Source organism: Methylobacterium indicum, assembly GCF_017347565.1.
GTDB classification, from domain to species: Bacteria; Pseudomonadota; Alphaproteobacteria; order Rhizobiales; family Beijerinckiaceae; genus Methylobacterium; species Methylobacterium indicum.
This window is the reverse complement of record NZ_AP024145.1, coordinates 3,767,435-3,781,400: the sequence shown is the minus strand read 5'-3', so window position 1 is coordinate 3,781,400 and position 13,966 is coordinate 3,767,435. Positions and strand designations below refer to the sequence as shown.

8 protein-coding genes are annotated in these 13,966 nt (G+C 72.4%); 6 read left to right on the top strand and 2 right to left on the bottom strand.

The window, feature by feature from the left end; all coding sequences use genetic code 11:
• Positions 1 to 6: 6 nt before the first annotated feature.
• Positions 7 to 1,650 carry an ABC transporter substrate-binding protein gene (locus miv_RS17645; RefSeq protein WP_048427151.1) on the bottom strand — a complete coding sequence of 548 codons (1,644 nt, stop codon included), beginning with the start codon at positions 1,648 to 1,650 and terminating at the stop codon, positions 7 to 9.
• 213 nt (positions 1,651 to 1,863) lie between these two features.
• Here miv_RS17645 and ahcY point away from each other — a divergent pair, with 213 nt between their 5' ends.
• From ahcY to addB, 6 genes are all read left to right on the top strand, one after another.
• Positions 1,864 to 3,270 carry an adenosylhomocysteinase gene (gene ahcY, locus miv_RS17640; protein WP_048427150.1) on the top strand — a complete coding sequence of 469 codons (1,407 nt, stop codon included), beginning with the start codon at positions 1,864 to 1,866 and terminating at the stop codon, positions 3,268 to 3,270.
• A 368-nt stretch (positions 3,271 to 3,638) separates the two neighbouring features.
• Positions 3,639 to 6,110, top strand: coding sequence for a sensor histidine kinase (locus miv_RS17635; protein ID WP_207177951.1), 2,472 nt, complete (start codon positions 3,639 to 3,641; stop codon positions 6,108 to 6,110).
• A 185-nt stretch (positions 6,111 to 6,295) separates the two neighbouring features.
• On the top strand, positions 6,296 to 7,828 hold the full coding sequence (tsaE, locus tag miv_RS17630) for a tRNA (adenosine(37)-N6)-threonylcarbamoyltransferase complex ATPase subunit type 1 TsaE (protein ID WP_179945935.1): 1,533 nt from the start codon (positions 6,296 to 6,298) through the stop codon (positions 7,826 to 7,828).
• 24 nt (positions 7,829 to 7,852) lie between these two features.
• Positions 7,853 to 8,596, top strand: coding sequence for a nucleotidyltransferase family protein (locus miv_RS17625; RefSeq protein WP_207177950.1), 744 nt, complete (start codon positions 7,853 to 7,855; stop codon positions 8,594 to 8,596).
• A 450-nt stretch (positions 8,597 to 9,046) separates the two neighbouring features.
• On the top strand, positions 9,047 to 9,544 hold the full coding sequence (locus tag miv_RS17620) for a GNAT family N-acetyltransferase (protein WP_207177949.1): 498 nt from the start codon (positions 9,047 to 9,049) through the stop codon (positions 9,542 to 9,544).
• The gene (addB, locus tag miv_RS17615; RefSeq protein WP_207177948.1) at positions 9,541 to 12,702 is read left to right on the top strand and encodes a double-strand break repair protein AddB; all 3,162 of its coding nucleotides are present in this window, start codon (positions 9,541 to 9,543) and stop codon (positions 12,700 to 12,702) included. The genes miv_RS17620 and addB overlap by 4 nt, the downstream gene beginning before the upstream one ends.
• 391 nt (positions 12,703 to 13,093) lie before the next feature.
• Here the strand turns inward: addB and miv_RS17610 are convergent, their stop codons facing one another.
• Positions 13,094 to 13,897: a helix-turn-helix domain-containing protein gene (locus miv_RS17610; protein ID WP_207177947.1), complete on the bottom strand. Its 804-nt coding sequence runs from the start codon at positions 13,895 to 13,897 to the stop codon at positions 13,094 to 13,096.
• Between the last annotated feature and the right edge of the window lie 69 nt (positions 13,898 to 13,966).

The following is a 13,966-nucleotide window of genomic DNA, read 5'->3' as shown; positions in this document are numbered from 1 at the left end:
ACGGCTCTACCCCAGGGTCGTCAGATCCTGAAACCAGTGCTGGGCCTGGGTGTACCCCTTCACCTTCCCCGAGAGCGCGTGCGGGTTGGTGTCGTGCACGACCCAGACCTGCACGGCGTCGTCCACCACGATCTCGTGGATGCGCGCCAGCATCTTGTCCTGCTCGGCGGGGTCGAAGCTCGCCCGCACCGCGTCGCAGAGCGTGTCCACCTCCGGGTTGCGGTAGTGGCTCCAGTTCACGCCGGTCGGGGCGACCTGCTTCGAATCGTAGAAGCGCAGGATCGCGTAGAGCGGATCCGAGGTGACGTAGGCGATGTTGCTGCCGGTGACGCCCTTCAGCGACGGGTCGGCGGCGCCCTGGCGCCAGGCGGTGTAGGCGACCTCGAGCTCGACCGCCCGGAACTCGACCGCGAGCCCGACCTCGGCCCAGCTCTGCTGCACGAACTCGTTGATCGGCAGCGACAGCATCTGTCCCGAGCCGCCGGTCGGGATGAGAAAGGTCGTGCGCAGCGGGTTCCGCACCGAGTAGCCCGCCTCCTGCACCAGCTTGCGCGCCTGGTCGATGTCATACCCGATCTTGAAGCCCGGCTTGCCGAACCACGGGCTCGACGGCTGCACCTGTCCCACGGCCGGCGTGGCGAGGCCGCCCATCAGCGCGGCGACGCCGTCGCGGTCGATGGCGAGGTTGGCGGCCTTGCGCAGGCGCAGGTCGCGCCACGGGCTGCCCTCCAGCATCGACAGGTGGTAGTTCCAGACATGCGGCGTGTCGTTGCCGGTGACCCGCATGCCGGCACCCTTGAGGCGCGGCACCGCGTCGGGGGCGGGCAATTCGATCAGGTCGGCATTGCCGGAGAGAAGGGCGTTCGCCCGCGCCAGATCCTCGGGAATGCAGGCGAGCGTCAGCTTGGCGAGCCGCGGCATCCGCTTGGCGTTCCAGTGGGTCTCGTTCGGCACGAGGTCCAGGCGCACCCGCGGCACCAGGGCGGCGAGCCGGTAGGGGCCGGTGCCGGAGGGCTGGAAGGCGAATTTCGTCCAGTCCCGCCCGACCGCCTCGTACTGCGCCGGCGACGAGATCAGGAACCACAGCATCTGGTAGGGAAACAGCGCGTCGACCGCCTTGGTGGTGACCTGCACCGTCATGGCGTCGAGCTTCTTGTAGGACGCCACCGAGGGCAGGCGCGGGCGCACCTGCGAGGCCTGGCGCTGGTCGTAGTGGGGCGCCTTGGCGTCGAGCACCTTGTCGAAGTTCCAGATCACCGCGTCGGCGTCGAAGGCCGAGCCGTCGTGGAACTTGACCCCCTCGCGCAGGCGGAAGATCCAGTTGCGGCGATCCGCGGCGTCGCTCTCCCACGCGGTGGCGAGCCCCGGCACCAGCTTGCCCGGCCGGTCGGCGACGTCGAGCTCCCAGGCGACCAGGGGATCGTAGAGGGTGAGCCCGGTGAACTGGTAGCCCCCCGCGCCGCGGTCCGGCTGGCCGGTGGTGAGCGGCAGGTCGAACAGCGAGATGCCGTAGGTCAGGCTGCCCGACGGCGCCCCCGCCGGGCCGGCCGGGGCGGTCCCTTGCGCGAGCGCGGGACCGGTGGGGCCGAGGGCCGCGAGGGCCGAGGCTCCGGCGAGCAGCTGGCGGCGCGAGAGGGAGGCGTGACTCATCGATGGACCCCGGCAGGCGCGCGGCCCGTCCGGCCGCGTTACGCGCCTGACGTCTGCAAGGAGCATGCAAGGTCATAGGGATGCGCCGCGGGCGGAGCGGCGAGGCGCCACCCTTGGAATCACTCGCATAAAGACATCTTTATATCTTGATTGCCTCCCCGCCGGCCGGCTGCTATAGGCGCTGCCGAACCGGACGACACGGGAGACGGACCAATGCCGAGCGCGCAGGACTACATCGTCAAGGACATCGCCCTGGCCGATTTCGGCCGCAAGGAGATCGCGATCGCCGAGACCGAGATGCCCGGCCTGATGGCCGTGCGCGAGGAATACGCCGCGAGCCAGCCGCTGAAGGGCGCCAAGATCGCCGGCTCGCTGCACATGACGATCCAGACCGCGGTGCTGATCGAGACCCTGAAGTCTCTCGGCGCCGACATCCGCTGGGTGTCGTGCAACATCTACTCGACCCAGGACCACGCCGCCGCCGCCATCGCCGCCGCCGGCATCCCGGTCTTCGCCATCAAGGGCGAGACCCTGAAGGATTACTGGGACTACACCGCCAAGCTGTTCGAGTGGCATGACGGCGGCATGCCGAACATGATCCTCGACGACGGCGGCGACGCCACGATGTTCGTGCATCTCGGCCTGCGCGCCGAGAACGGCGACACCGCCTTCCTCGACCAGCCGGGCTCGGAGGAGGAAGAGATCTTCTTCGCGCTCCTCAAGCGCATGCTGGCCGAGAAGCCGAAGGGCTGGTTTGCCGGCCTCGCCGAGTCGATCAAGGGCGTCTCGGAGGAGACCACCACCGGCGTGCACCGCCTTTACCTGCTCGCCAAGGAGGGCAAGCTCCTCTTCCCGGCGATCAACGTCAACGACGCGGTCACCAAGTCGAAGTTCGACAACCTCTACGGCTGCCGCGAGTCGCTGGTCGACGGCATCCGCCGCGGCACCGACGTGATGATGGCCGGCAAGGTCGCGATGGTCGCGGGCTTCGGCGATGTCGGCAAGGGCTCGGCCGCCTCGCTCCGCAACGCCGGCTGCCGCGTGCTGGTCTCGGAGGTCGATCCGATCTGCGCGCTCCAGGCCGCGATGGAGGGCTACGAGGTCACCACGATGGAAGATGCCGCGCCGCGCGCCGACATCTTCGTGACCGCCACCGGCAACAAGGACGTCATCACCCTCGACCACATGCGGGCGATGAAGGACCGGGCCATCGTCTGCAACATCGGCCACTTCGACAACGAGATCCAGGTCGCGGGTCTCAAGAACCTGAAGTGGCAGAACATCAAGCCGCAGGTCGACGAGATCGAGTTCGCCGACGGCCACCGCATCATCCTCCTGTCGGAGGGCCGCCTGGTGAATCTCGGCAACGCCATGGGTCACCCGTCCTTCGTGATGTCGGCCTCGTTCACCAACCAGACGCTCGCCCAGATCGAGCTCTGGACCAACCCGGGCAAGTACGAGAAGAAGGTCTATACTCTGCCCAAGGCCCTCGACGAGAAGGTCGCGGCGCTGCATCTCGAGAAGATCGGCGTCAAGCTGACCAAGCTTCGCGACGACCAGGCCGCCTATATCGGCGTGAAGGCCTCCGGTCCGTTCAAGCCCGAGCACTATCGTTACTGATCGACGTCGAACCGTCGAGCCATCGAAGGGGAGCCCGGCCGAGAGGCCGGGCTCTTCTTTTTGCGTGTGCGATTGCCTTCACCGGTTGTGTGTTGATTGTCCTATGTAATGTTCCGCCTTTGTTCTGTTATCGGTGTGGCATTTCTGTGCTCTTGACGATGCTCCGCGCGGGCATCGCCCGCCTCGCCGCAATTCACCCCTTCCGGGCCGAATCCGCCGCGCGCTAAACTCGGGGCGAATCTGTGGTGAGGGGTGCCGATTCGCGGTCGCGGGCGGTCCCGGCGTTCATCAGGCGTAGCGTTGAGGTCGCAAGGCGTGCCGGTCCGGTCGAGGGCCGGCGCGCCGGTTCGCGTGGAGACGGACGGGTCATGGGGGTTGGACGAACGTCGCGGCGGCTCGGCGGCCGCGCGGGCGCCGGCATTTTGGGCGGCGCGCTCGGCCTTGCCGCCGCCGCCCAGGCGGCGGAGACGGCCCCGGGGCTGCACGCGCACAACGCCGTGGGCTTCGCGGTGCTGATCGGATTGACGATCTTCGCCACCATCCTGTCGCTGCTCTACCTGCGCGAGCGGGCCCGCTGGACCCGGCGCGAGCACACCCTGACGACCGAGCTCGCCGAGCTGCGCGGCGCCCACGACCGGGCCGACCTGCTGCTCGGCTCCGAGCCGCAGGTCGTCGTGACCTGGGATTCCCGCGGCGAGCCGCGGATCGAGGGCGATGTCGGCATCACCGCGGACGGGGCGCGGCAGGGCTCGCCCCGCCGGGTGCTCGCCTTCGGGTCCTGGCTCGTGCCCGCCGACGCCGCCGCCCTCGACGCCGCGGTCGAGGCCCTGTGCGGGCGCGGCGAGCGCTTCCGCCGCACCGTCCACACCCTCCAGGGCCGCACCGTCGAGGCGCAGGGCCAGGCGGTCGGCGGCCAGGCGCTGCTGCGCCTGCGCGAACTCACCGGCGAGCGGCGCGAGCTGGTCGAGCTGCGCGCCACCCTGGAGGAGGCGCGCCACGGGCTGTCGGCGCTCGCCGGCCTCCTCGACGCGATTCCCCAGCCGGTCTGGCGCCGGGGCCGCGACGGGCGGCTGGCCTGGGCCAACGCCGCCTACGTCACCGCCGCGGAGGCCGGCGACGTCGCCCATGCGGTGCGGGAGGGCGCCGAGCTGCTCGAGCGCTCCGCCCGCGAGGAGGCCGAGCGCCGCCGCGCCCGCGGCGCCGGCAACCCGCTCCGGGTCTCGGCCGTGGTGGCGGGGGCCCGCCGCATCCTCGACGTCACCGAGGTCGCGACCGAATCCGGCACCGTCGGCATCGCGGTCGACGTCTCGGAGCTCGAGAGCGTGCGCGCCGACCTGCAGCGCCAGATGGACGCCAACGTCCGCACCCTCGACCAATTGCCCACCGCCGTCGCGATGTTCGACGCGCGCCAGCAGCTGATCTTCCACAACGCCGCCTATCGCCAGCTCTGGGACCTCGATCCCGGCTTCCTGGAGAGCCGGCCCCTCGACGGCGAGATCCTCGACACCCTGCGCAACGCCCGAAAATTGCCCGAGCAGGCGGATTTCCGCAGCTGGAAGGCCGGGGTGCTCGCCGCCTACCGGGCCGCGGAGGCGCAGCAGAACTGGTGGCACCTGCCCGACGGGCGGACGCTGCGCGTCCTGGCCGACCCGAACCCGCAAGGGGGGCTGACCTACCTGTTCGAGGACGTGTCGGAGCGGGTCCACCTCGAATCGCGCTACAACGTGCTGATGCAGGTGCAGAGCGAGACGCTCGACACCCTGCGCGAGCCCGTGGCGGTGTTCGGCACCGACGGGCGGCTGAAATTCGCCAACCGCGCCTTCACCCAGGTCTGGCGCATCACCCCGGAGATCCTGGAGGTCCAGCCCCATATCGACCAGGTGATCGCGGTCTGCCGTGCCTTGAGCCCGGCCGAGGAGCCCTGGACCCAGATCCGCGAGGCGGTGACCGGCCTCGTCGATGCCCGCCACGGCCTGACCTGCCGGCTGGCGCTCGCCGACGGCACCATGCTCGACTGCGCCGCCGAGCCCCTGCCGGACGGGGCGACGCTGCTCACCCACATCGACGTGACGGCGAGCGTCAACGTCGAGCGGGCGCTCACCGACAAGAACGAGGCCCTGGAGCGCACGACGCGGCTCCGCGACGAGTTCGTCCACCACGTCTCCTACGAGCTGCGCTCGCCGCTCACCAACATCATCGGCTTCACCGAGCTTCTCGGCGACGAGACCGTCGGCGCCCTCAATCCGCGCCAGCGCGAATACGCCGACCACATCATGCGCTCCTCGGCGGCGCTCCTCGTCATCATCAACGACATCCTCGATCTCGCCTCGATCGATGCCGGCTCGATGGAGCTGACGCGCGAACGGGTCGACGTGCAGACCACCATCGCGGCGGCGGTCCGGGGCATCGGCGACCGGCTGGCCGAGGCCGACATCGCCCTCGTCCTCGACGTGCCGGCCGACATCGGCAGCTTCGTCGCCGACGGCAAGCGCATCCGCCAGATCCTGTTCAACCTGCTCTCGAACGCGGTCGGCTTCTCGGCGCCGGGCCAGCAGGTGCGGGTCTGCGCCCGCAAGGACGGCGAGAGCCTGGTGCTGGAGGTGACCGACCAGGGCCGCGGCATGCCGCCCGAGGTGATGGCGCGGGTGTTCGAGCGCTTCGAGAGCAACACGCTCGGCACCCGCCACCGCGGCGTCGGCCTGGGATTGTCGATCGTGCGCTCCTTCGTCGAGCTGCATGGCGGGCGCATCGACATCGCGTCGGCCCCCGGGGCCGGCACCCGGGTCACCTGCACCTTCCCGGTCGGCGACGGCGAGGCCCACCTGGCGGCGGCCGAATAGGCCGCGCGGGCCGAATGGGCCGAGTAGGCCGAACGGGCCAAACCGGCCCGCGGGAGGGTCGTCCCGGGCGCATCGTCGCGGGGGGCCGGGGAGGGCCGGGAAAGTTTAAGGTTCATGCGCTATCACCGGCGGGATTGGCCCGGGACGGGCGCGTGAGCGAGGATGGCGGAGTGGACCAGGAGGGCATGGCCGAGCGCACACCCTGGGAGATCGTGCTGCCGGACGAGAGCGCGACCGAGGATCTCGGCCGCTTCCTCGCCGAGATCCTGCGGCCCGGCGATCTGGTGGCGCTCTCCGGCGGGCTCGGCGGCGGCAAGACGACGCTGGCCCGGGCGATCATCCGCGAGATCGTCGGCGATCCCGAGCTCGAAGTGCCGAGCCCGACCTTCACCCTCGTCCAGCCCTACGAGGGCCGGAACGGGCAGGCCGTGGTCCATGCCGACCTCTACCGCCTGCGCGGGCCCGACGAACTGGTCGAGCTCGGCTTCGACGAGATGACCGAGCGGGCGATCGCGCTGGTCGAGTGGCCCGACCGGCTGCCGCCGCGCCACGGCCCGACGCTCGCCATCGACCTCTCGCTCAAGCCCGAATTCGGCGACGACGCCCGGCTCGTGCGCCTGATCGGCGGCGGGGGCCTCGGCGGCCGCCTGATGCGGGCCCGGGCGCTGCGCGTGCTGCTCGACCGCTCCGGCTGGGGCGAGGCCGAGCGCACCCACATGCAGGGCGACGCCTCGAGCCGCGCCTACGAGCGCCTGACCAACCCGGACGGCGCCAAGGCGGTGCTGATGATCTCGCCGCCCAAGGCCGACGGCCCGCCGGTGCGCGACGGCAAGCCCTACAGCGCCATCGTCCATCTCGCCGAGAGCGTGCACGCCTTCGTGGCGATGGATCGGGGCCTGCGGGCGCTCGGCCTCTCGGCCCCGAAGATCCTGGGCGAGGACCTGGATGCCGGCCTCCTGATCCTCGAGGATCTCGGCAGCGAGCCGGTCGTCGACCAGAACGGCCCGCGGCCCGAGCGCTACGCCGAGGCGGTCAAGGTGCTGGCGCGCCTGCACGGCACCACCCTGCCGACCGTGCTGCCGGTGGCCGAGGGCCGCGACCACGAGGTGCCGCCCTACGACCGCGAGGCGCTGCTGTTCGAGGCCGAGCTGCTGCCCGAATGGTACGCGCCCTTCGTCGCCAACGCGCCGCTGGCGCCGGATGCCCGCGCGTCGTTCGTGGCCGCCTGGAGCGAGGCGCTGGCGGGGCTCGAATCCGAGGCCCGGACCTGGACCCTGCGGGACTACCACTCGCCGAACCTGATCTGGCTGCCCGAGCGCGACGGGATCGAGCGCATCGGCGTCATCGACTTCCAGGACGCGGTGCTCGGCCACCCGGCCTACGACGTCGCCTCGCTGCTGCAGGATGCCCGGGTCGATGCCAGCGCCGAGTTCGAGCTGCGCCTGCTCGGCCTCTACGCCCGCGAGCGCCGGATGCGCGACGCCGAGTTCGACATGCAGGGCTTCGCCCGCGCCTACGCGGTGCTGGCGGCGCAGCGGGCGACCAAGATCCTCGGGATCTTCGCCCGCCTCGACCGGCGCGACGGCAAGCCGGGCTACCTCGCCCACCTGCCGCGCATCGAGGGCTACCTCGCCCGCAACCTCGCCCACCCGGCGCTCGCCGGCGTCCGGGCCTGGTACGCGCAGCACCTGCCGCGCCTCTGCCCGGCCGAATCCTGACCGATCCTACGAAGCGCCGCCCCGATGACCGACACCCCGCCCCCCGCCGTGACGCGCGCCTTCGTGCTGGCCGCGGGCCTCGGCAAGCGCATGCGCCCGATCACCGCGACCACGCCCAAGCCCCTGGTCGAGGTCGCCGGCAAGTCGCTGGTCGATTACGCCCTCGACCGGATCGCCGAGGCCGGCATCCCCGAGACGGTGGTGAACGTGCACTACCTCGCCGACCTGATGGAGGCGCATCTGGTGCGCCGCCGCGGCGGCCCGGCCATCACGATCTCGGACGAGCGCGACAAGCTCCTGGAGACCGGCGGCGGGGTGAAGAAGGCGCTGCCGCTCCTCGGGACGGCGCCCTTCATGGTGCTGAATTCCGATTCGTTCTGGCTCGAAGGGCCGCAGCCGAACCTGCGCCGCCTCGTCGCCGCCTGGGACCCGGAGCGGATGGACATGCTGCTCCTTCTCGCCTCCGCCGCCACCAGCCTCGGCTATGACGGGCCGGGGGACTTCCACATGGACAAGGAGGGGCGGCTCGCCCGCCGGGCCGAGCGCGAGGTCTCGCCCTTCGTCTATGCCGGCGTCGCGATCCTGAAGCCCGAGCTCTTCGCCGACACGCCGGAGGGCTCGTTCTCCCTCAATCTGCTGTTCGACCGTGCGATCCGGGCCGAGCGGCTGTTCGGCCTGCGCCTCGACGGGCAGTGGCTCCATGTCGGCACCCCGGAGGCCCTGCGCGAGGCCGAGGAGCGGGTGAAGGCGAGCGCGACGCAGCCGTGAGGGGGCGGAGGCGTGTCCATTCGCAGCAGCCGGTCGTGTAAGGGCACGGGCCCATCTCCGATCCCCGCGGGCGGCAGGGCTGTTCGAGGGAAATTCCTTTTAAAATCAAGCGGGGGATCCCCTCTCCCGTATGGGAGAGGGGTAGGGGTGAGGGTGACACGCCTCCGACGAGAGCTCGGACCGTTGTGCTAGCCGCTCAACGCTTGGTGCTGAACTGAGAACCGTAGCACCCTCACGCGGGATCTTCGATCCCCCGGCCCCTCTCCCACACCTTGCAGCGATACCGGGCAAGCCCGGCATCGCCTGGAGAGGGGAGGCGCGCCACTCCTTTTCCCGGAAAGCCTTGCGCCCGCGGGGAGAGGGGAGACCCGCGCCTTGTCCGGTGACTGTCGGAGCCTGCGATCTCACTGGATCGCGCCGCCGATGCCCCCCACCAAACGGGACCCCGCCATGACCCCCGGCTTCTCGATCGGCCCCCTCGACGACCTCGGCGCGGTGCTGGCGCTCAACGCCGCCCATGTCGCCGAGACCTCGCCTCTCGACGAAGCGGCCCTGCGGGCCCTCCGCGACCAGGCCTGTCTCGCCGCCGCCGTCACCGGGCCCGAGGGCCTGTCCGCCTTCCTGATCGCCCTCGACCAGGATGCCGCCTATGCCAGCCCCAACTTCCGGTGGTTCCGGGAGCGCTACCCCCGTTTCGTCTACGTCGACCGGATCGTGACCGCCCCGGCGGCCCGCGGGCGGGGGCTGGCGCGCGCGCTCTACGAGGAGCTGTTCGCGCGGGCTCACGCCGAGGGCCACGTCCGCATCGCCTGCGAGGTCAACTGCCTGCCGCCGAACCCGGGCTCCGACGCGTTCCACGCCGCCCTCGGCTTCTCGGAGGTCGGCCGCGCGGAGATCCATGGCGGGGCGAAGACCGTGCGCTACCTCCTGCGCGAGGCCGCCCGGTGAGGGAGGGGCACGTCTTCACCATCGCGCCGGGGCTGCCCTTCCTCGACACCCTGGCCGAGGCGCTGCTCTCGGGCCGCCTCGTCGGCGACCTTGCGGGCGGGCCGTTCGGGCTCGCCGCGGTCACGCTCTACCTGCCGACCCGCCGTGCCGCCCGGGCGCTGGCCGCGATCCTCGCCCGCGAATGCGGCCCCGCCGCCCTGCTCCCCCGGATGGTGCCGCTCGGCGAGGCCGACGAGGCCGAGCTCGACCTGCTGTCGGCGCCGCCGGGCGAGCGCCGCGAGGAGATCCTGCGCCCGCCCATCCCCGCCCTGGAGCGCCGGCTGATCCTCGCCCGCCTCGTCCAGGCCTGGGCCGGCACCGTCGACCGCCAGCTCCTGCCGCTCGGCGACGAGGTGCCGTTCCGGGTGCCGTCCTCGCCGGCCGACGCGGTCGGGCTCGCCGCCGACCTCGAAGGGCTGATGGATTCGCTCACCGTCGAGGGCCTGCCCTGGGACGACATCGCGGGCGCCGTCGAGGCCGAGCATTCGCGCTATTTCTCCCTCACCCTCGATTTCGTGCGCATCGCCGCCGAGCACTGGCCCAAGATCCTGGCCGATCGCGGGGTGAGCGATCCGGTCGAGCGCGGCCGCGCCCTGGTGCTGGCGGAGGCCGCGCGCCTCGTCCGCGAGCGCCCGGCCGACCCGGTGATCGTCGCCGGCTCGACCGGCTCGGTGCCGGCCACCGCCCGGCTCATCACCGCCATCGCCGGCCTGCCCCGCGGCGCCGTGGTGCTGCCGGGTCTCGACCGCGACCTCGACGAGACCGGCTGGACCGCGATCGACCCGGCCGGCGACGGCGAGGCGGCGGCCCATGCCCACCCGCAGGCGGTGCTGCACCGCCTGGTGGGCCCGGGCTTCCTCGCCGTGACGCGCGCCGACGTCGTGCCGCTCGGCACGCCGGATCCGGCCGCCGCGGCCCGGGCCGGCCTCCTGTCCCAGGCCCTGCGCCCGGCCGAGACGACGGATGCCTGGGCCGACCTCGACCCGGCTCTCCGCGAGCGGCTGGCCCGCGACGGCGCCGCCGGGATCCGGGTGGTCGAGGCCGCCGACGAGCGCGAGGAGGCGCTCGCCATCGCGGTCGCGCTGCGCGAGGCGCTGGAGCGGCCGGACCGTACCGCCGCCCTCATCACGCCCGACCGCGCCCTGGCGCTGCGCGTCGCCGCGGAACTCCGGCGCTGGGGCATCGTCGCCGACGATTCGGCCGGCGAGCCGCTCGCCCGCAGCCCGGCCGGGCGCCTCGCGCGGCTCGCCGCCGACGTCGCGGTGCTCGACGCCAAGCCCGAGCGGGTGCTGGCGCTCCTCGCCCATCCGCTGGTGCGCCTCGGGCTCACCCGGCCGGAGATCGAGCGGGCGGCGAGCGCGCTCGAGATCGGTGTCCTGCGCGGTCCCGCCCCCGCCAAGGGGTTCGACGGCATCGCCGACGCCCTGCGGCTCGCCCGCACCGAGGAGCGCCCGCACGATCCCCGCCCGCGCCGGCGCCTGACGCCCGAGGATTGGGAGGCGGCGGACGACCTGCTGCTGCGCCTCACGGTCGCCTTCCGCGATTTCGTCGCCGACGAGGACGATTCCCCCGACGACCTCATCGCCGTCGCGAGGAACCACCGGGCCACCTGCGACCTGCTGATGGAGGGGCCGGAGGAGGAGACCGACGACGCGCCCGATGCCGACGAGCCGGATGCCTCGGTGGCGGTGCTCGACGCGCTCTTCGACGACATGGAGATGGCCCAGCCGGGCCTGCTCGCCGGCCGCTTCTCCGACTACCCGGCCTTCTTCACCGCGCTCGCCCGGGAGCGGGTGGTGTCCCGGCGCAACGCCAGCCCGCATCCGCGCCTGCGCATCCTCGGCCTCCTGGAGGCCCGGCTCCTCACCGTCGACCGGGTGGTGCTCGGCGGCCTCGACGAGGGCGTCTGGCCGCCCAAGGCCGAGACCGACGCCTTCCTCAACCGGCCGATGCGCGGCCGGGTCGGTTTGGCCCCGCCGGAGCGCCGCCTCGGCCAGACCGCGCACGACTTCGTCCAGGCCCTCGGCTGCCCGGACGCGATCGTCACCCGCGCCCACAAGCGGGAGGGCGCGCCGACGGTGCCGTCGCGCTTCCTCCAGCGCCTGCGCGCCTTCGCGGGCGAGGCGGCCTGGGCCGGCCTCGTGACGGGCGGGCAGCGCTTCCGGTCGCTCGCGGCCGCCATCGATGCCGGCACCGGCCCCGAAGACCTTCCCGTGCTGCCGCGCCCGCGCCGCCCGGCGCCCCGGCCCGACCCCGCTCTCTTCCCGCGCTCGCTCAGCGTCACCGAGATCGAGACCCTGGTGCGCGATCCCTACGGGATCTTCGCCCGCCACGTGCTCGGCCTCGACGCCCTGGAGCCGGTGGCGGTGCAGCCGAGCGCGAGCGACCGCGGCACCATCGTGCACGCGGTGCTGGGCGGCTTCGCCGAGCGGTTTCCCGAGGGCCTGCCGGCCCTGGACGAGGCCGAACAGGTCCTCTACGCGCTCGCCGCCAATGCCTTCGCGCCGATCTCCGACGCCTACCCGGAACTCTACGCCGAGTGGTGGCCACGCTTCGTGCGCCTCGCCGAAGCCTTCCTGGCCTGGGAGGCCGAGCGCCGGCCCGGCCTCCGGCGGGTCGAGCCCGAGGTCGGCGGGCGCTGGGCCCTCGCCATCCCGGGCGGCCATGTCCTGACCCTGCGCGCCCGCGCCGACCGGATCGAGACCCGCCGCGACGGCGGCCACACCATCATCGACTTCAAGACCGGCCAGCCGCCGAGCGCCCGCGAGGTCTTCGCCGGCTTCTCGCCCCAGCTGACGCTGGAGGCCGCGATGCTGCAGGCCGGCGCCTTCCGGGGCCTGGCGGCGGCCGCCGACACGCCCGACCTCCTCTACATCCGCGCCGGCGGCGGCAAGACGCCCCTCGATCCCGCACCCCTGAAGCCCCCGCGGGGCGACGGGCGCAGCCTGCCGGAGCTGGTCCAGGCCCATGTCGCGGGCCTGCGCCAGCTCGTCGGCGCCTTCATGGCCGGCGAGGCGTCCTACCTGTCGCGGCCCTACCCGAAATACGCCAAGGCGTATTCGGATTACGACCACCTGGCCCGGGTGCGGGAATGGTCGCTGGTCGAGGGGGAGGAGTGATATCGACGGTCGCCGAAAGCGGCCTTCGGTGCCGTTCACGGTCCGCGACGCCGACGGAGGCGCATGCCGAGCGGCCGGCGTTCCGTGATGGATCAGTCCTGTTCCGGGCCCGGTACGGGCCTGCACCCCTGCAGCGAAGCTGAGGGAGATCCGGGATCCAGCACGAAAAATCGCGAAGCGTCCGTCCGTCAGTCATGGTGCATCATGCAGAGCCGCTTCGCGGCACGTTCTCGCGCTGGATCCCGGATCTCCTTCCGCTGACGCTTCAGTCGTCCGGGAAAGGGTCGAGCCATCATGGAACGCCGGCGCGCCGGTACGCACGGTCGCCAGCGCAGTATACCGTGACCCTCTTACCTCGGCATTCGCCAAGCAGATTTGCTCAAACCGGATCTCACTCCGGGTCCCGCCCCGGAAAGACCGCGAACCCGTCCGCCCGCACCTGGTCGAGGATCGCCCGGTAGGCCCGCTCGCACGCCATGCCGGGGGCGATCCGGCCGTACTGCACCGCCTCCTGGGCGCTGCGCTCCGGCACCGGAGCGCTCCGCTCCGGCACCAGCGCGATCGGGGCGGCGGCCGGGGTGAGCTGGGCGCCGCGGCCCGAGACCAGGGTGGTGAGGATGCCGAACAGCTCGCCCCGGATCGTCGGCCGGCCCAGAACGGCGAGGCGGTACTGCCCCTGGAACTCGGTGACGAGGTAGATGTGGCCGGACTGGTTCGGGACCGCGACCGTGCCCGACTGGGCGAAGGGTGCGTCGAGCCGCTCGGCCTCGCGGAAGACGAGCCGGGCGCTGCCGGCGTCCCAGGCGATCTCGGTCACGTAGGCGAAGATGGCCCCCGCCTGCCCGAAGGACGGCCGGAGCGTCAGGTAGCGCCCCTCCAGGAAGGCCACCGCCGCCCGCGTGTAGGAGCCGAAGGCCTCCGGCGCCTCGCGGGGCGGGGCCTCCCGCCGCGGGGCGGCTTGCCGCAGGGACAGGCCGAGGGCCTCCTCCAGGCGGATCGTCGTCGCCAGGGTGAAGGGCCGGCGGCCGGACAGGGCCTTTTCCAGGGTCGAGATGCTGATGCGTGCCGCATCCGCCAGGGCGAGGCGCGACATCCGCCGCCGGGCCAGGGCCTCCCGCACCGCGTCGGCGACGGCCCGGCTCTGCCCCTCGGGCAGGGCGGCCTCGTCGGTCTCGCTCGCGATCTCGGGCGGCATGCGGTTTCGTCCCGTGGAGCCCGTGCGGGCCCCGGTCGGAGGCCGGGCCGATCCCGGACGGATCCGCAC

Excerpts from the sequence above, each read along its gene's own strand:
- miv_RS17620 (WP_207177949.1), top strand. The coding sequence starts at position 9,047 with ATGACCCCCGGCTTCTCGATCGGCCCCCTCGACGACCTCGGCGCGGTG.
- miv_RS17635 (WP_207177951.1), top strand. The coding sequence starts at position 3,639 with ATGGGGGTTGGACGAACGTCGCGGCGGCTCGGCGGCCGCGCGGGCGCC.
- miv_RS17625 (WP_207177950.1), top strand. The coding sequence starts at position 7,853 with ATGACCGACACCCCGCCCCCCGCCGTGACGCGCGCCTTCGTGCTGGCC.
- ahcY (WP_048427150.1), top strand. The coding sequence starts at position 1,864 with ATGCCGAGCGCGCAGGACTACATCGTCAAGGACATCGCCCTGGCCGAT.
- tsaE (WP_179945935.1), top strand. The coding sequence starts at position 6,296 with ATGGCCGAGCGCACACCCTGGGAGATCGTGCTGCCGGACGAGAGCGCG.
- miv_RS17610 (WP_207177947.1), bottom strand. The coding sequence starts at position 13,897 with ATGCCGCCCGAGATCGCGAGCGAGACCGACGAGGCCGCCCTGCCCGAG.
- miv_RS17645 (WP_048427151.1), bottom strand. The coding sequence starts at position 1,650 with ATGAGTCACGCCTCCCTCTCGCGCCGCCAGCTGCTCGCCGGAGCCTCG.